Origin of the sequence: Hymenobacter lapidiphilus (assembly GCF_013377885.1) — a bacterium.
Lineage (GTDB): Bacteria > Bacteroidota > Bacteroidia > Cytophagales > Hymenobacteraceae > Hymenobacter > Hymenobacter lapidiphilus.
In genome coordinates this window covers 30,566-46,463 of record NZ_JABKAU010000001.1, presented here as the reverse complement: position 1 = coordinate 46,463, position 15,898 = coordinate 30,566, and the positions used below count along the sequence as shown (strand labels likewise).

Sequence of the window (15,898 nt, the reverse complement as noted above, 5' to 3'; positions counted from 1 at the left end):
CGCGATTCGACGACGTTCTACTTCCCGGCGGCCGACTCGCAGCAGCAGCACGCGGCCGTCGAGGCGCTGGCCTACCCCCCACCCGGCTCAGCCGAGCGATGGCGGCAGATTATATTGAGACGCCGTTTCCGTCGTGCTGCGCTTGGCTCAACAGGTTGTTCTTTCCAAATCCCCGAATACGCTCTAAGCCCTGTAAATGCCGCCCATTACTGTAGTGCCCTTATTACCTTTGGATTCTACCTTCCCAACTCCATACTTCTCTTACCCCAACATGCGTCTCTTGCTCCGCAGTACTCTTACCCTATCCTTACTTGGTGGTCTTTCCTTTACCAGCTTGGCGCAAACTATGCCACCCGCCGCTGCACCAGTCGCCGAAGCAGTTTCCACTCCGTTGCTTAAGCCCGGCCTGGTCAAAGACCAATCCTATAAAAAGTACCTCTACCAACGCTACGTCGGCAACGAACAGGCCACGCGCGTAATTCGGCTGTTTGCCCGCCGCCAAACCGGTGGCAAGCTGTGGCTGGGCACGGGAGCGTTGGCCATCGGCTTTGTGGCCTTGCAAACCGGCACCAAAACCAGTTCCAACGGCGGTACCACTACCACCACTGTTACGCCACTCGGATACGGCCTCATGTTGGGGTTATTCGGTGGGGTTGGAATCAGCAAGCTGGCGCGTTACAGCAATGAGAAACTCTACCAGGAGCTAAGCAACTACGACCGGGACCACGCCTTTTCGCCCAACGTGCAAGCAAAAATCGACTAAATGCCCCGCCGGCCTCGATTTGGCCGGCGAGCGGGCCACCCGCAGCCAGACCAGCGGCTCCAGTGCGCTGGCCAAGAAAGACGGCGAAACCCTGACGGCCCAGGGCCAGGCCGCCGTGCCCGGCCTCACGCCCCAGCAGCAGCAAGACGCCCTCGACGCCGTGGAGCTACTCCAGGTCCAGCGCAAGCGCATCATGAAAAACAACCGCACCAGCGCCGGCACCGACCGGTTCCTAGGCACTGTGGATGCCGCCTAGGTGCAGGCCCAGGTAGATGTGCTGACGGATGTGCTGGCCGGCATTGCCGCCCACCGCGCCACCCTCACGGCCTAATCTGGGCGGGTGCCCGGCCCTGCCTGTTCAGCTGAACAGGGCTGAGCCCACCCACTTCCTGAAGCCCTGGCTGTTAGCGCAGCCGGGGCTTCGTTTTTTCAGACTATGCCGGCTGGGCAGCGGCTTACCGAGCAATAAGCCGAAAGTACGCAAGCGGGCAGGCAACTTTATCTTGCGGCGCAGACTCCCCTCCCCATTACATTTCTGCTGCTGCTCATGCGCCCCTGGTTTCTGTTGTTGCTCCTGCTGCTTAACGGCCCCTTCGCCTTCCCCCAAACCACCCGCCTGCACGGCCGGGTGCTCGATGCGGCTACGGGCCGGCCGGTACCGTTTGCCTCGGTGGGTGCAGCCGGCCGGCCCTACGGCACGGTGGCCGATTCGGCGGGGCAGTTCCGCTTTCTGCTCCCCGATTCGGTGGCAGCCGGGGCGCGGGTGCTGGCTTCGGGCGTGGGCTATGCCACCGCCGCCGTGCCCGCCACCGCGCCGCCCGCTGCCGGGGCAACCGTGCGGCTGCAGCCCGTTGCTGTGGCTCTGGCGGACGTTACGGTGCGGCCGGGCCAGGTGCGCACCCGCACCACGGGCCGCACCGGTAGCGCCAGCTTCATGACGGCCCGCCTCTACACCGAGCCCGGCGCGGGCCAGGATGAGCGGGCCAAGGAACAGGGCACCCTGCTGGCCCTGCCGCCCGACTGCCACCTGCGCACCCTGCGCCTGCACGTGGCCTTCAACCGCTTCCGGTCGGTAACCTTCCGCCTGAACCTATACGGCGTGCAGCAAGGCCGCCCTACCGGGCCGCTACTCACCCAGGATGTCCGCTTCACCGTAACCCAGCCCCGCGGTTGGGTAGAGGTCGATTTGGAGCCCTACCGCCTGTATTTCCAGAACCGGCGCGAGGTAGTGGCGACCATTCAATGGCTGCACAGTGAGGCCCGCCCCGACAGCGCCACGGGCTTCGCGCTGTCGGCCGTGCCGGGGCCGGGCCACGCCATCCTCACCCGCGACAAAAGCCAGGCCCGCTGGCAGTCCACGCCCGGCTACCTCAGCCTGCAGCTCGTGCTTGATGAGTACCCGCAGAAGGGCCGCCGGCTGGCTCCGGCCGCTGCTCCCGAACCAGCCGCCCAGCTGCCCGACAGCCTGCGCTACCTGCAACGCGTTATGGCGCTGGAAGAACAGCAGGCAGCCACCGCTCAGCGGCCCGCCCCCGATTCGGTGCGCTACGGCCGCAACCCCGCGGCCGGCCACTACCTGCCCGTGCGCGGGGGCCGGCTCTACTACGAGCGTTACGGCCGGGGCACCCCGCTCCTGTTGCTACACGGCAACGGCCAGTCGATAACCGCTTTCCGCCACCAGCTGGGCGCGCTGGCCCAACACTACGACGTGCTGGCCCTCGACACCCGCGCCCAGGGCCGCAGCCAGGACGCCGCCACCGGTGCCTTCACCTACGAGCTGTTCGCCCAGGATGTGGCCCAGCTGCTCGATAGCCTGCACCTGGGGCCGGTAGATGTGCTGGGCTGGAGCGACGGCGGCAATACGGCCCTGGCGTTGGCCCTGGCCCGCCCCGCTGCCGTACGCCGCCTCGTAGTTATGGGGGCCAACCTGTTCCCCGCCGCCATAGCGCCCGACTACCTGGCCCTGTTCCGCGAGCAGCTCCGCCAGGCTCAACGCCATCCCGACCCGCAGGCCCCTCACCGCGCCCGCCTGCTCCAACTGCTGCTCCAGCAGCCGCAAATGCAGTTCGCGCAGCTGGCCGCCGTTTCGGTCCCGGTATTGGTAATGGCGGGCGAGCGTGATGTAGTGCTGGAGGCCCATACCCGCGAGCTGGCCCGCAGCTTGCCCTTGGGCGAAGTACGCATCTTGCCCAACGCCACGCACTACGCGCCCCAGGAGATTCCAGAGGCCTTTAACCAGGCCGTGCTGGAGTTTCTGGCGCGGCCCTGATACTGGGCGGGTAGTTTTCAAGAGAAGCGGCCGTATCGCCTCTATAGTCAGTTACAAGCCCTACCAGCAGTACTTCCCGCAGCTAACCTGACTGTAGATTGGCCGGTGGGCTAACAATGAAGCTGTTTAGAAAGTCAAAAGAACGTCATGCTTCATCTGGCGTCCGCGTAGCCGAAGCATGACGTTCTAATTGATTCCGGGTACTTCCTAAACAGCTTCAATGTCAGGGTTAACGGCCCCGACAGGCTCACCTTACTGGCCTGCCCGTACCAGCGTCACCTCGTCGCGAGTGAAATCGAAGCGTTTCTTATCGACCTGACCGCGGCACATCACCACGCCGGGAGGAGCCAGCTTGCCTTTCTGGCCGGCCTCGGTTTCGGCCTGGCCGGTTACGTCCACGGTGGCCACCAGCTCGCCGTTGCGGCGCAGCTCCCAGGGGCCGGGCTGCAGGGTTTCAGTCGGGTAGCCCACCAGCAGGGTTTCCTGGGGCGAGAGGGAGATGATATCGAGAACCTGCATAACGGGCAAGGCAAGGAGTAAGCAGAAGAACTAAAGGTAGCGGGCTGCCCGCTTTCAGGTGGCGTTGTCGGCTTTGATACGCGTATCGAACCGGAACTCCTCCCGGCGCACAATCCGGATGCGCTTGAAATCGGGGTGGCGGCTGTGTAGGATGTAGTTGAACTCTTCGGGCACGATGGACGAAGGCACCCGCAGCACGGCCGCGCTACGGCGGCGGTACCAGGCATCGCCCAGCGGCTGGCAGACGGCGTAGCGGCTGGCCCCCTCCCAGTCGGGCGGTAGCTGCCCAGGGCCGATTTCCTCCATTGGCAAATCGTCGGGAATCTCGATTACCAGCACCCGAAACAAGTCGTTGAGTCCTTCTCCACTCCGATGCACCACGTTTTCGAGGCAGGCCAGGGCCCGGCTGGCAGCTGTGTAAATCACGAACTGGTCGCGGTAATTCCAGCGGGCCCGGTAGCCCGAGGCGAACAGGTCGTCGGCATACTTGGCCAGGCAGATACGATACACCAGCATAACAGCGGCTTCAGACTACGACAAGTCGCCGTAGGCGATGCGGGCCAGCTCCTCGGCCACCAAATCGATGCCGCCACTGGTTTCGAGCAGCCGCAGGGGCACCTCCTGGTCGAGGCCGTGGGCGGGCTTGGCCAGCCAGCGCAAAAAAGCCGCTGGTTCGCCGAATACCTCCATACCGCGCTGGTAGAGGCTGATGATTTTGAGCGTCTTTTCGCTACGGGCGGCACTAAGCACCCGGTTTTCCTGCGAGTAGGTGCGCAGGGTTTTGGTCGACAGCTCGTAGATGGCCTCCAGCTCGGGCGTCTGTAGCTGATAGGCCGCGGCCACCTCAAACGCCATGGCGGCCGGCACGCCCTTGCGGGCCTCCATCACCAGGGCGTAGGCATCCTGCCCGGTGCGGCCCCAGGCAGCCCACTTCTTCCGCAAAGCAGCTGGCAGCGGCGCCGTAATCGGGGGTTGTTGAGCAGTAGCAGGCATGGCAGAGGAATTAGCGGAACGAAGCTAGGGAAATATTTCCATTAAACGTGGAAATATTTCCGTTGGTTCCGGTCACCTCATGTGCGGCGCTGCTTGAGTGGCAACAGGCGGGCGCACGGGCAGCCAGATTTCCTCTTCCGAGTTGGGGTCGGCGTTGCGGTAGCCGGGGCCCAGCACCTCCAGGTGCGGGCGGGCGTTGTCGAGCTGCCAGCCCGAAGCGGGCAGCCATTCCGTCAGAATAGCCTGAAAGATGCGCGGGTTGAGGCTGGAGCCCCGGTAGTCGAAGATGGCGTAGCGGCCGGCGGGCACTGCCAGGGCCTGCATGAGCGGTGGCACCGGGGTTGCAAGCGGCACTTCCAGGGCCGCCCACTTGCAAAACTCGGTACGCGGCGAGTAGGAAGCGAAATACGCAGGCGGGTACTGCGTCACCGAAAATAAATTGGGGCCGACGGGCTGCTCGATTTCCCGGCGGCGCGGCATGAAGGCCCGCCACAACTCCGGCGTCCGGTCGTGCTCGCGCGACATAACGAGGCACTGGCCCACCAAGCGGCGGGCGGGGGTATCGAACAGGCGGGGCTGCAAATTGGAGAAGGCCGACATAGGCATTGAGAGCGAAACCAACATACGGCGGGCCCCTACCCCGTTACGGCGTGCAGCGGCACGGGGTGCAGCACCAGCCACACCAGTTCGCGCAGGATTTCGCCGTCGCTCATCGAGCCCGAATCGATGCCTTTGCTCTGGGTGTCGGCGCGGCGGATGAGGTGCACGATGTCGCGGCAGCGGCCGAAGTCGAACACCTTGAGGCCGGTCTGGTAGTCGCGGCGCTGGATGGGGAAGCGCAGGCCCATTTTCAGCCAGTCGGCTTCGCTGGGGTTATTTAGCTGATGCAGGGCCAGCAGCCGCGAGAAGAAGTTGAACAGCAGCGTGAGGTTGGGGATGATGGGGTTGTTTTTGGGATTGGCCTCGAAATACATCAGGATACGGTTCGCCTTGAGCACGTCGCGACGCACCAACGCACTCTGCAGCTCGAAGATGTTGTAGTCCTTGCTGATGCCCACCATGCGCTGCACCAGGTCTTCGTCGATACTGTGGCCGGGCAGCAGGTTGAGCAGCATCTTGTCCACCTCATTGGTTAGCCGGCTCAGCTCGCCGCCGATGTACTCGGCCAGCATGCTGGTGGCCTGGGGCGTAATCTGCTGGCCCTTGCTGCGTACATAGGCCGTAAGCCAGGGAATTACCTGGTTGTCGTAGAGCTTTTTACTGGTGAGCAACACGGTGCCGGCGGGCGCGGGCGTTTTCTTGTCGCCGGCCAGCAGCTTACCCAGCTTTTTGCGGGCGTCGAGGGTTTTGTGCTTATAGCAGAACACCAGCACGGTGCTTTGCAGCGGGTTTTTGAGGTAGGCTTCCAGAAAGGGCCAGGCCTTATCGTTCTCCAAGTCGGCCACCGCCTGCGCCTCCTTCACAATAACCACCGAGCGCTCGGCCATCATGGGGTAGCGCTTGGCCTGGCCCAGAATGCCGGCCACGTCGGTATCCTTGCCATACAGCACCACCTGGTTGAAGCCCTTGTCGGCCTCGGGCAGCACGTGCTTTTCCAGCAAATCGGCCACCAAGTCGATGTAGTACGACTCCTCGCCCTGCAAAAAGTACACGGGCACAAACTGCCGCTGCTTAAGCTGAGCCAGGATTTCGTCGGGCGAGGCGTTCAATGAGTAAAGGAGTAAAGGAGTGAATGGGTGCGGCAAAGATACTGTCATCCTGAGCTTGCGAAGGACCTATTCAGAAGGTGTTATTTGAGGGGCGCTTCTTTCCAAGTCCTTTGCTCCATCAGGATGACAGGCGGTATCGGTCAGGTAGTACCTTTACGGCCTCATACCTTGGCTATCGGAGTCACTCATTCATTCCTTCACTCATTCACCCAGTGGATTTAATAAACGAACTGCGCTGGCGCGGCATGTTTCACGACATGATGCCCGGCACCGAAGAGCACCTGCGCACGGCGGCCCCCATCACCGGCTACATCGGCTTCGACCCGACTGCGCCCTCGCTGCACATCGGCAACCTGGCCACCATTATGCTGCTGGTGCACCTGCAGCGCGCCGGCCACCGGCCCATGGCCCTGGTAGGCGGCGCTACCGGCATGATTGGCGACCCCTCGGGCAAATCGGCCGAACGCAACCTGCTCGATGAGGAAGCCCTGCGCCGCAACCAAGCCGGCATCCAAGCCCAGCTGGAGAAATTTCTGGTGTTCGACGACTCGCCCACCGGCGCACTGGTGGTCAACAACTACGACTGGTTCAAAGACTTCGGCTTCCTAGGCTTCCTGCGCGAGGTGGGCAAGCACCTGACGGTAAATTACATGATGGCCAAGGATTCCGTCCAAAAAAGGATAGGTATCACTAAAACGGTTGGCAGAATCAATGATATTACCGACAAAGCATCTACGTATTTAGATGATGCTATTGAGTTAATTGGTGAAGGCCAGATAGATGAAGCTATTAAAGAACTTCAATTTGCACGCGGAATTTTAGCCTTAACTCAAAAGCTGACAGAGCCAGATTTCGAAAAGAAAAGCGAAGAGTTCGGTGAGGTCTTCAAAGGAGGTATCTGGGAGAATTTAGAAGAATCAGGACTGAGCTACACCGAGTTCAGCTACCAGCTGCTGCAGGGTTACGATTTCGTGCACCTGTTCCGCACCTACGGCTGCACCCTGCAAATGGGCGCCTCCGACCAGTGGGGCAACATCACAACCGGCACCGAGCTCATCCGCCGCATGGGTGGCGAGCTGACCGAAGGCGCACAACAGCCCGCCAAAGCCTATGCCCTCACCGGCCAGCTCATCACCAAGGCCGATGGGACCAAGTACGGCAAGAGCGAAACCGGCACTGTGTGGCTCGACGGCTCCCTGACGAGCCCCTATCAGTTCTACCAGTTCTTCCTCAACGCCGCCGACGCCGACGTGCCCCGCCTCATCCGCGTGTTCACGTTGCTGACCAAGGAAGAAATTGAGGCCCTCGAAGCTGAGCATGCCGAGGCCCCGCACAAGCGCATCCTGCAGAAGGCCCTGGCCGAGCAGGTAACCACCCGTGTGCACGGCCCTGCCGCCTATGAGGCCGCCTTAGCCGCCTCGCAGGTGTTGTTCGGTGGCGGCGAGCTGGCCTCGCTCGATGAAGCCACCCTGCTCGATGTGTTTGCCGGGGTGCCCCGCGTAGAAGTGCCCCGCGCCGACCTGGCCGAAATGAACGTCATCAGTCTGCTGAGCGAGGCTACCGGCGGCGTCATCTTCCCCTCCAAAGGCGAGGCCCGCAAAATGATGCAGGCCGGCGGCGTGAGCTTAAACCGCGAAAAAGCCGCCCCCGAGCAGCTGGCCACCGACGTAACGCCCCTGCTGGGTCAGTACATCGTGGCTCAGAAGGGCAAGAAGAACTACTTCCTGCTAAAGCTGGTGTAGCTGGGTCAGCGCTTCGTAGTTGGGGCCAAGTCAATGGCACTTCGTAGTTGGGGCCCAAGATGAGGAGCCGACCTAGGCACTACCCACGAAGCCCGAAGCACAAAAAAGAGGCCCTGCCGAATTTTGGCGGGGCCTCTTTTGGTATACCAACAGCCGCAAGCGGCCGGGCTACTTACTTCTTCTTGGCAGGAGCAGCCTTCTTGGCGGCAGCCGGAGCAGCTTTCTTAGCAGCAGCCGGAGCGGCTGGAGCATCGTTCTTCTTGTTCTGCACCTCGGTGCGGATTTCCTGGGCCATGTTCTTCAGCTCCTGCATGCCTTTGCGCACGCGGGTACCAGCGGCCGAGTTCTGCTTGTCGTAGAACTTCTCGAAGTCACCTTCGAGCGACATTACGAGGTCCTTCAGTTTGCTAAAATTGCTCATTGGGAGGGGGTATGTGGTGTGGAAGAGAAAAGATTCGGTCACAATATACAGGGATTTCAAATACAAGCAACTTGCAAAGTTTTTTTCTCAAACCCCCATTACGGCCTCATGAAGGCGTTTTTGATCCAATACCCCACCCATATAGCCCCGAAGAGCGGCAAGCCTGTCTTTATAAAGTACTAAATGCAAAAGCCAGCTTCCGGGTCGGAAACTGGCTTTTGCATTTAGGCGGGATGAAGCTACTCTGTCAGCCAGACAGGCGCTTCAGTTTTGGAATAAAGCCCTTTCGAAAGCTTTTCCTGCACTATCTCAAAGGCTTTGATGGTCTGCTCCACGTCGTCGAGCGTGTGCACCGCCGTTGGGATGAGGCGCAGCATGATGACGTCTTTCGGAACCACCGGATACACCACGATAGAGCAGAAAATGCCGTAATTCTCGCGTAAATCGAAGGTTATCTGCACCGCGTCGCCAATCTGGCCGGCCAGCATTACCGGCGTTACGGGCGAGGAAGTAGTGCCCAGGTTGAAGCCTTTCTCACGCAGGCCACTCTGCAGGGCCCGTACAATGGTCCAGAGGTTATCCTTTAGCTCGGGCTTGGTGCGCAACAGCTCCAGCCGCTTGAGCCCCCCCACTACCAGCGGCATGGGCAGGCTTTTGGCGAAAATCTGGCTACGCATGTTGTAGCGCAAATATTCAATTACGTTCTCAGGACCCGCTACGAACGCGCCGATGCTGGCCATGCTCTTGGCGAAGGTCGAAAAATAAAGGTCGATGCCGTCCTGCACACCCTGTTCTTCGCCCGTTCCAGCGCCCGTAGCGCCCATTGTGCCGAAGCCGTGGGCATCATCCACGAACAAACGGAACTGGAATTTCTCCTTCAGCTTGAGCACCCCGCGCAGGTCGCCCTGGTTGCCCGACATGCCGAATACACCCTCGGTGATAACCAGAATGCCGCCACCGCTTACGTCGGTGATACGCTGAGCCCGCTCAAGTTGCTTCTCGAGGCCGGCCATGTCGTTGTGTACGTACACAAAGCGCTTGCCGGCGTGCAGGCGCACGCCATCAATGATACAGGCATGCGACTCGGCGTCGTACACAATCACGTCGTGGCGGCCTACCATAGCATCGATAATCGACACTACGCCCTGGTAACCGAAGTTGAGCAGCATGCAGTCGGGCTTGCCCACAAACTCGGCCAGCTCGTTTTCCAGCTGCTCGTGCAGGTTGGAGTTGCCCGACATCATGCGGGCCCCCATGGGCAGGGCCATGCCGAAGTCGGCGGCGGCCTCAGCGTCGGCGCGGCGTACTTCGGGGTGGTTGGCCAGGCCCAGGTAATTGTTCAGGCTCCAGGTAAGCACCTCTTTACCGCGGAAAATCATGCGGGGCTTGATTTCACCTTCCAACTTAGGGAAAGCGAAATAGCCGTGCGCGTAGCTCGAGTGGGTGCCCAGCGGGCCGCGGTTGGCGGCAATCTTTTCAAATAGATCCACGAGGGAACGGGTTGAATGTGAAACGGAAACGACGGGGTTAATTGCGACCTTAACCACCGGTATATGTACAAAGTTATGGCAATCCGCAAAGGTAACCCTTCGCCGCAAGGTATCCAACGCCAGTTGAATTCAGCCTGTCCGTTTTTTGGTGCGCCCGGAAGGTCGTTTCTTTGGGTGTCAGAACACTAACAATTACCCTATAGAAATGTCATGCTGAGCGCAGCCGAAGCATCGCTACCGCTTCGCTGCACTAACAATTGCATCGCATTTCAGCGAGGCGGTAGCGATACCTCAGCTTCCCTCAGCATGACGTTCAGTTTCTGGTCTGTTTCACTCGCTACCCGCCCTTCGCTCCCACCTACCTCATGACAAAAATCAAGAAGCTCCTCGTTGCCAACCGCGGCGAAATTGCCCTGCGTATCCTCCGCTCGGCCAAGGAAATGGGCATTGCTACCGTGGCCATCTTCTCGGAGGCCGACCGCAACGCCCTGCACGTACGCTACGCCGACGAGGCCGTGTGCGTGGGCCCGCCCGCCAGCAAAGACAGCTACCTGCGCGGCGACAAAATCCTGGAAGTCTGTCGCCAGCTGGGCGTCGATGCCATCCACCCCGGTTATGGCTTCCTGAGTGAAAACGCCGAATTCGCCCGCCAGGTCACGGAGGCCGGGCTGATTTTCGTAGGCCCCTCGCCCGAAGCCATGAACATCATGGGCGACAAACTTTCGGCCAAGCAGGCCGTGAAAGCCTACGACATCCCGCTGGTACCCGGTACCGACGAGGCCATTTCCGACGTGCAGGAAGCCCGGCGCATTGCCGCCGAGGTAGGTTTCCCCATCCTGATTAAGGCTTCGGCCGGCGGCGGCGGCAAGGGCATGCGCATCGTAAACTCCGACGCCGAGTTCGAGGAGCAGATGCAGCTGGCCATCAACGAGGCCGTGTCGGCCTTCGGCAACGGGGCCGTGTTCATCGAGAAGTTTGTTACCGGCCCGCGCCACATCGAAATTCAGGTACTCGGCGACGAGCACGGCAACATCGTGCATTTGTTCGAGCGCGAGTGCAGCATCCAGCGCCGCCACCAGAAGGTGATTGAGGAAGCCCCCTCCTCGATACTCACGCCCGAGCTGCGGGCCGAAATGGGCCGCTGCGCTGTGGACGTGGCCCGCGCCTGCAACTACGCCGGGGCCGGCACCGTGGAGTTTCTGCTCGACGACAAGCACAACTTCTACTTCCTGGAGATGAACACCCGCCTGCAGGTAGAGCACCCGGTAACCGAGCAAATCACCGGCCTCGACCTGGTGAAAGAGCAGATTAGGGTGGCCGAGGGCCAGCCCCTGCCCTTCTCGCAGGAAGACCTCACGATTACCGGCCACTCGCTGGAGCTGCGCGTGTACGCCGAAGACCCGCAGAACAACTTCCTGCCCGATATCGGCACGCTGACCACCTACGTGCGCCCCCAGGGCCCCGGCGTGCGCGTGGACGACGGCTTCGAGCAGGGCATGGACATCCCGATTTACTACGACCCGATGATTGCCAAGCTGGTGGTGCATGGCGCCACCCGCGAGGAGGCCATTGCCCGCATGCTGCGCGCCATCGAGGAGTACCAGATTACCGGCATCGAAACCACGCTGGCCTTCGGCACCTACGTGCTTAACCACCCCGCCTTCGTCAGCGGCCACTTCGACACCAACTTCATCCGCGACCATTTCCCGGCCGACGCCCTGAAGCCCGCTGCCCCCGACGAAGCTACCGCCCAGGTAGCCGCCGCGCTGGCCGCCATGCTGCTCACGGACAAAAAACCGGGCGCCACAGCCGTCACCTCGGAAGCTTCACCCGCTACTGGCTCGGCCTGGAAGCGGAACCGGCTGGGGGTGCGGTAGAGGGATGATGTTGTAATGGCGGACTTACTTTGCGGAAAAGCTTATGCCTCCCCCCTTAATGTAATGGTAGTCCTCAGACCCACCTTGGAATCGTGGTGGTTTTTGGCCCTGCTGACCGTGGCGCTGTCGCGTGGTACTTTGCCGGGGGACCAGACTCAGGTTTGGGAGTTTACGAAACTCATCTACTTGGCGCGTTTCGTAAACTTTGAATCGTAGACGGGTTTCTTAAACTCGCGCTGCCCCATTGAGGCCAACTGGCCACTAGGTGCCGAGCTGATTTCTACCGTTCACGGAAAGGAGCGTTTAGGAAAGAGCTAAGAGTCGTTAGAAAACGTTACTTGCTCTCGGCTATCAGTAGCCAACACGGATAGCAGATGGTCGAGCAAACGCAGGAATGAAGCCCGCGCAAACAGCTGATTAAACCGATCGTAACTGACAACGTCCTTGTTGGCGCTTAAGACCGTCTGTTTCGTCTGCCGGAGTGCCTCCACCAAGGACTGCTGATTCAACCCCTGGGCCGCGCGGCAGATGTCGTCCGGCCACCACCCAAAGGCTTGAACCCCGCAACAAGCCGCGACGCACGCCACTTCCAAGTTATTCCAAAAAACATCTAGGGGCGCCAACGCGCCCTGAGCAGTGTTGGCCGGGGTGTCCTGCGTATGCGAAAAGCAAAGAAGAGAGTCGCTAAACGGGTCGAAACCCAACAGGTCAATGTGGGCCTCTGGACCGATGGAAAGGATTGCTTGCGCAGTCATACAACTGGAAGGAATAAGTAATACAGGTTTGGAACGCGCCCAGCCTCGGTACTCCGCAGTTTACTAAAACGGTCGTTTAGAAGACGTTACGAACCCTACCTCGCGGGGGCTTAGTAAAGAGTGCCCGGCCTTTCTAGGGGCTTTCCTAAAGAGTAGGTCAGCTATGCCTATAGACCCGCTATCTAAATCAGCTCCGTCACTTCCCGCACACCAATGGGCCGCTCGCGGGTGAAACCTTCGCCGTACTGCGCCCCGATGAGGTGGCCGAATTCGCGGGCCCGGGCCTCCATAAAGTCGCTGAACGCGGGTGTGGAGAGGTAGGTGGCTGGCTCTTGGCTATTGGGGTCGTGGAACTGGGTTTTGTAAGCTTGAATGGACTCCCACTTCTTCGGCCAGTGGGCAGTAATGTCCACTACAAAGTCGGGCGCAATCTGGCGGTCCTGGATGTAGTGGTACACCACGCGGGGGCGCCACGCGGCCTGGGGCTGCCCATCTTCACCCAGCGTTTCAATCATGCGCAGGCCCGAAAGGAAGCAGGATTCAGTGGCCAGCTGCGAGGCCCGACCGTGGTCGGGGTGCCGGTCGTGGATGGCGTTGCAGAGCACCACATCGGGCTGATAACGGCGTAGGGCGGCTATAAGCACTAGCTGGTGTTCCCGGTCGTTGCGAAAGAAGCCATCGGCCATGCCTAGGTTTTCGCGTACATCGAGGCTCAGAATTTGGGTGGCTTGCGCAGCTTCCTCGGCCCGGGTCTGGGGCGTGCCGCGGGTGCCCAGCTCGCCGCGGGTAAAGTCGATGATGCCAATGGATTTGCCTGCCGCCGCCGCTGCCAGCAGCGTGCCGGAGCAGGACATTTCCACATCATCGGGGTGCGCCCCGAGGGCCAGTACATCAAGTTTCATCTTGGAATATTAGGAGTCTGAGTTTAGTCGGCTGAGGAACCAGGAATTTGTCATCCTCCCTTAGTCAGGATCACAGACAGAGACCCTACCCCTACTTAATACGCAGCATACGGCCGATGCGCAACGTGCCGGTGCTACCGTTCAAACGGCGAAGCTGCGCCTGCGAAACGCCATATTTCTGGGCAATACCCGACAGCGTTTCGCCACTCCGGATTTTGTGCGTTACAACGCGGCGGGCCTGCGTGGGCCGCGCTTTGCTGCTGCTGGCTGCTCCCGGCACGCTGCCCCCGCGGTAGCGGAGCGACTTGCTGTAGTAGTCAAACAGAGCCGACGTAATCTGAAAGTTGTCCTTGATGAGCTTGTAATCGGGGAAGTCGTAGAGCTCGTTGGGGTTGATGGGATTACCCTCGTAGCGCACCTCGAAGTGCAGGTGCGAGCCGCTGCTGCGGCCCGTGCTGCCACCCCAGCCAATCAGCTCCCCGGCCTTCACAAAGGTACCGGGCGTTACAAGCGCCTTCTGCAGGTGTCCATAGAGCGTTTCGATGCCGTTGTAGTGGCGCACCATCACGTAGTTGCCGTAGCCGCTGCCGTCCCATTTCACCAGGCGCACCACGCCATCGAAAGCCGTTTTCACCGAGTCACCGGTATTCAGGTCGAGGTCGGTGCCGTAGTGCCAGCGGTAGCCGCGGAAGCCGAAGCCCGAGGTAATGGGCGTGCTGGTGAGCGGCATTTTGGCGTAGCGCTGCTTCTCGGGCTCAATGAGCCGCAGGTTAAGCGTGTCCTTGATGCGGCGGCCATCTACCCGGTACGGGTTGATGTTCTGGGTGTCCCAGATGGCGTAGTAGCCGGCCACCTGAATCCAGCTGGAGTCGATCTGCACCTGCTCCCTCACCTCTACAATATGCTGCTCGCCTTCGTTGAGCGAGGTTGTATCCTCGCTCACAATGGAAAGCTTGCGGGCTGGGTTGAAAAAGATAGACTTGGCCGCTTCAGAATTATCGTCGGGCAGTTCCTCGGTCTGGATGAGTACCGTGGTATCGGGCCGCACGTAGCGAATAGTGGGCGTTTTGATGCGAAAAAAGTCCTTGCGCTTGCCGGCGTCGCCGGCTTTAGGCTTGGAAGTGGCGGGCACTTTGCGCCGCTGGGCCAGCAGCTGGCCGGGCAAGCCTAAAAACAGCCCGATCAGTAGCAGCGGCAGCAGCCAGTGTCTAACAAAATTCAGCAAGAGCAAAAAATTAATGAGTGAAGGCGTGGGGAAGCGAATGGGTGAATACCGCAGGGTAAACGCCCCACTAAACCAACTGGTATATCCGGCCGGTTACACATTCACTCATTCGCTCGGCCACGGTAATTAGTCGCCCAGGGCCGCCAGATAGCGTTCGGCGTCGAGGGCGGCCATGCAGCCGGTACCAGCCGCCGTTACGGCCTGGCGGTAGGTAAAGTCCTGCACGTCGCCGCAGGCAAACACGCCATCAACGTTGGTTTTGCTGGTGCCGGGCAGGGTTTTGAGGTAGCCCTGCTCATCGTGGTGCAGGTAGGGCTGGAATATTTTGGAGTTAGGGTCGTGGCCAATGGCCACAAAGAAGCCCTCAATAGCCAGCTCGCGGGTGGTACCATCGAGTACGTTTTTCACCCGCACGGCTTCCACGACGTGCTCGCCCAGAATTTCGTCGGTTACCGTGTGCCAGAGCACTTCAATCTTGGGGTTGTCGAGCACACGCTTCTGCATGATCTTCGAAGCCTTCATCTCGCCTTTGCGCACAATCATGTACACTTTCGAGCAGAGGTTGGCCAGATAGGTTGCCTCCTCGGCGGCCGTGTCGCCGGCACCCACAATAGCCACGTCTTTGCCGCGGTAGAAGAACCCGTCGCACACCGCGCAGGCCGAAACGCCCGAACCGTTGAGGCGCTGCTCAGAAGGCAGCCCCAGCCATCTGGCCGAAGCCCCGGTGGCAATAATAACGGTGTCGGCTGTCAGCTCCAGCTTCTCATCAACGGTGATGCGGCGCGGGTGGGCCTCAAAGTCTACGGCCGTAGCAATGCCGTAGCGGATGTCGGTGCCGAAGCGCTCAGCCTGCTTTTTCAGGTCCTCCATCATTTCGGGGCCCATCACGCCGTCAGGGTAGCCGGGGAAGTTCTCCACGTCGTTGGTGATGGTAAGCTGGCCGCCGGGCTGCAGGCCCTGGTACATGACGGGGTTGAGGCCGGCACGGGCAGCATAAATGGCGGCGGTGTAGCCGGCCGGACCGGAGCCAATAATCAGGCAGTGAATGTGTTCGGGAGTGGTAGTGGCCATACAGTATGTAGCGGCGGCGGGCCGGGCCCGCGCCGGGATGGATTAAGGTTGGGGCTACAAAGGTAACAAGCCCGGACGGTTGGGCTGTTTTGGAAGAACATTCCTGTCGGGCTTCGTAAGCTGACAGCAAACGAAAAATGGCTAAGGCATGCTATACTACAA

15 protein-coding genes and 1 pseudogene are annotated in these 15,898 nt (G+C 60.6%); 5 read left to right on the top strand and 11 right to left on the bottom strand.

The genetic code is table 11. The annotated features are described in order from the left end of the window. Positions 1-346: 346 nt before the first annotated feature. The 3 genes from HW554_RS00210 (at position 347) to HW554_RS00200 (ending at position 3,032) form a co-directional block, all read left to right on the top strand. A complete protein-coding gene (locus HW554_RS00210; RefSeq protein ID WP_176906336.1) occupies positions 347-763 on the top strand; it encodes a hypothetical protein in 417 nt (138 codons plus the stop codon). 19 nt (positions 764-782) lie between these two features. Further along, complete coding sequence (locus HW554_RS00205; RefSeq protein ID WP_176906335.1) at positions 783-1,019, top strand: hypothetical protein; 237 nt, start codon at positions 783-785, stop codon at positions 1,017-1,019. Between the two features lie 291 nt (positions 1,020-1,310). Continuing rightward, a complete protein-coding gene (locus HW554_RS00200) occupies positions 1,311-3,032 on the top strand; it encodes an alpha/beta fold hydrolase (RefSeq protein ID WP_176906334.1) in 1,722 nt (573 codons plus the stop codon). A gap of 252 nt (positions 3,033-3,284) precedes the next feature. On the opposite strand, the gene HW554_RS00195 is transcribed toward HW554_RS00200, so the two are convergent. From HW554_RS00195 to holA, 5 genes are all read right to left on the bottom strand, one after another. After that, on the bottom strand, positions 3,285-3,551 hold the full coding sequence (locus HW554_RS00195) for a hypothetical protein (RefSeq protein WP_176906333.1): 267 nt from the start codon (positions 3,549-3,551) through the stop codon (positions 3,285-3,287). Between the two features lie 54 nt (positions 3,552-3,605). Next, entirely contained in the window at positions 3,606-4,067 is a 462-nt protein-coding gene (locus HW554_RS00190; RefSeq protein ID WP_176906332.1) for an RES family NAD+ phosphorylase, read from the bottom strand. A gap of 15 nt (positions 4,068-4,082) precedes the next feature. Continuing rightward, on the bottom strand, positions 4,083-4,544 hold the full coding sequence (gene parS / locus HW554_RS00185; RefSeq protein WP_176906331.1) for a type II RES/Xre toxin-antitoxin system antitoxin: 462 nt from the start codon (positions 4,542-4,544) through the stop codon (positions 4,083-4,085). A gap of 72 nt (positions 4,545-4,616) precedes the next feature. Continuing rightward, entirely contained in the window at positions 4,617-5,144 is a 528-nt protein-coding gene (locus HW554_RS00180; protein ID WP_176906330.1) for a GyrI-like domain-containing protein, read from the bottom strand. Positions 5,145-5,179: 35 nt separating this feature from the next. Further along, positions 5,180-6,253 carry a DNA polymerase III subunit delta gene (gene holA / locus HW554_RS00175; protein WP_246285015.1) on the bottom strand — a complete coding sequence of 358 codons (1,074 nt, stop codon included), beginning with the start codon at positions 6,251-6,253 and terminating at the stop codon, positions 5,180-5,182. A gap of 212 nt (positions 6,254-6,465) precedes the next feature. Between holA and tyrS the strand changes: the two genes are divergently transcribed. After that, a complete protein-coding gene (gene tyrS / locus HW554_RS20495; protein ID WP_317170810.1) occupies positions 6,466-7,995 on the top strand; it encodes a tyrosine--tRNA ligase in 1,530 nt (509 codons plus the stop codon). A gap of 253 nt (positions 7,996-8,248) precedes the next feature. Here the strand turns inward: tyrS and HW554_RS00160 are convergent. Together HW554_RS00160 and HW554_RS00155 are read right to left on the bottom strand one after the other, a co-directional pair. Next, positions 8,249-8,416, bottom strand: a pseudogene (locus tag HW554_RS00160) (histone H1); the annotation flags it as partial. 239 nt (positions 8,417-8,655) lie between these two features. Then, a complete protein-coding gene (locus HW554_RS00155; protein WP_176906327.1) occupies positions 8,656-9,906 on the bottom strand; it encodes an aminotransferase class I/II-fold pyridoxal phosphate-dependent enzyme in 1,251 nt (416 codons plus the stop codon). Positions 9,907-10,271: 365 nt separating this feature from the next. On the opposite strand from HW554_RS00155, the gene accC reads away from it, so the two are divergent. Next, positions 10,272-11,783: an acetyl-CoA carboxylase biotin carboxylase subunit gene (gene accC / locus HW554_RS00150; RefSeq protein ID WP_176906326.1), complete on the top strand. Its 1,512-nt coding sequence runs from the start codon at positions 10,272-10,274 to the stop codon at positions 11,781-11,783. A gap of 314 nt (positions 11,784-12,097) precedes the next feature. Here accC and HW554_RS00145 read toward each other — a convergent pair whose 3' ends face one another. The 4 genes from HW554_RS00145 to trxB all read right to left on the bottom strand — a co-directional run bounded on the left by HW554_RS00145 (position 12,098) and on the right by trxB (position 15,736). Further along, positions 12,098-12,538 carry a DUF6331 family protein gene (locus tag HW554_RS00145; protein WP_088465630.1) on the bottom strand — a complete coding sequence of 147 codons (441 nt, stop codon included), beginning with the start codon at positions 12,536-12,538 and terminating at the stop codon, positions 12,098-12,100. Positions 12,539-12,720: 182 nt separating this feature from the next. After that, entirely contained in the window at positions 12,721-13,440 is a 720-nt protein-coding gene (bshB1, locus tag HW554_RS00140) for a bacillithiol biosynthesis deacetylase BshB1 (protein ID WP_176906325.1), read from the bottom strand. A gap of 91 nt (positions 13,441-13,531) precedes the next feature. After that, positions 13,532-14,665 carry a peptidoglycan DD-metalloendopeptidase family protein gene (locus tag HW554_RS00135; protein WP_246285014.1) on the bottom strand — a complete coding sequence of 378 codons (1,134 nt, stop codon included), beginning with the start codon at positions 14,663-14,665 and terminating at the stop codon, positions 13,532-13,534. A 126-nt stretch (positions 14,666-14,791) separates the two neighbouring features. Next, positions 14,792-15,736, bottom strand: coding sequence for a thioredoxin-disulfide reductase (gene trxB / locus HW554_RS00130; protein WP_176906324.1), 945 nt, complete (start codon positions 15,734-15,736; stop codon positions 14,792-14,794). Positions 15,737-15,898: the final 162 nt, after the last annotated feature.

Coding starts and splice junctions, on each gene's coding strand:
- HW554_RS00210 (WP_176906336.1), top strand. CDS start 347: ATGCCACCCGCCGCTGCACCAGTCGCCGAAGCAGTTTCCACTCCGTTG.
- HW554_RS00200 (WP_176906334.1), top strand. CDS start 1,311: ATGCGCCCCTGGTTTCTGTTGTTGCTCCTGCTGCTTAACGGCCCCTTC.
- HW554_RS00195 (WP_176906333.1), bottom strand. CDS start 3,551: ATGCAGGTTCTCGATATCATCTCCCTCTCGCCCCAGGAAACCCTGCTG.
- HW554_RS00190 (WP_176906332.1), bottom strand. CDS start 4,067: ATGCTGGTGTATCGTATCTGCCTGGCCAAGTATGCCGACGACCTGTTC.
- parS (WP_176906331.1), bottom strand. CDS start 4,544: ATGCCTGCTACTGCTCAACAACCCCCGATTACGGCGCCGCTGCCAGCT.
- HW554_RS00180 (WP_176906330.1), bottom strand. CDS start 5,144: ATGTCGGCCTTCTCCAATTTGCAGCCCCGCCTGTTCGATACCCCCGCC.
- accC (WP_176906326.1), top strand. CDS start 10,272: ATGACAAAAATCAAGAAGCTCCTCGTTGCCAACCGCGGCGAAATTGCC.
- HW554_RS00145 (WP_088465630.1), bottom strand. CDS start 12,538: ATGACTGCGCAAGCAATCCTTTCCATCGGTCCAGAGGCCCACATTGAC.
- bshB1 (WP_176906325.1), bottom strand. CDS start 13,440: ATGAAACTTGATGTACTGGCCCTCGGGGCGCACCCCGATGATGTGGAA.
- trxB (WP_176906324.1), bottom strand. CDS start 15,736: ATGGCCACTACCACTCCCGAACACATTCACTGCCTGATTATTGGCTCC.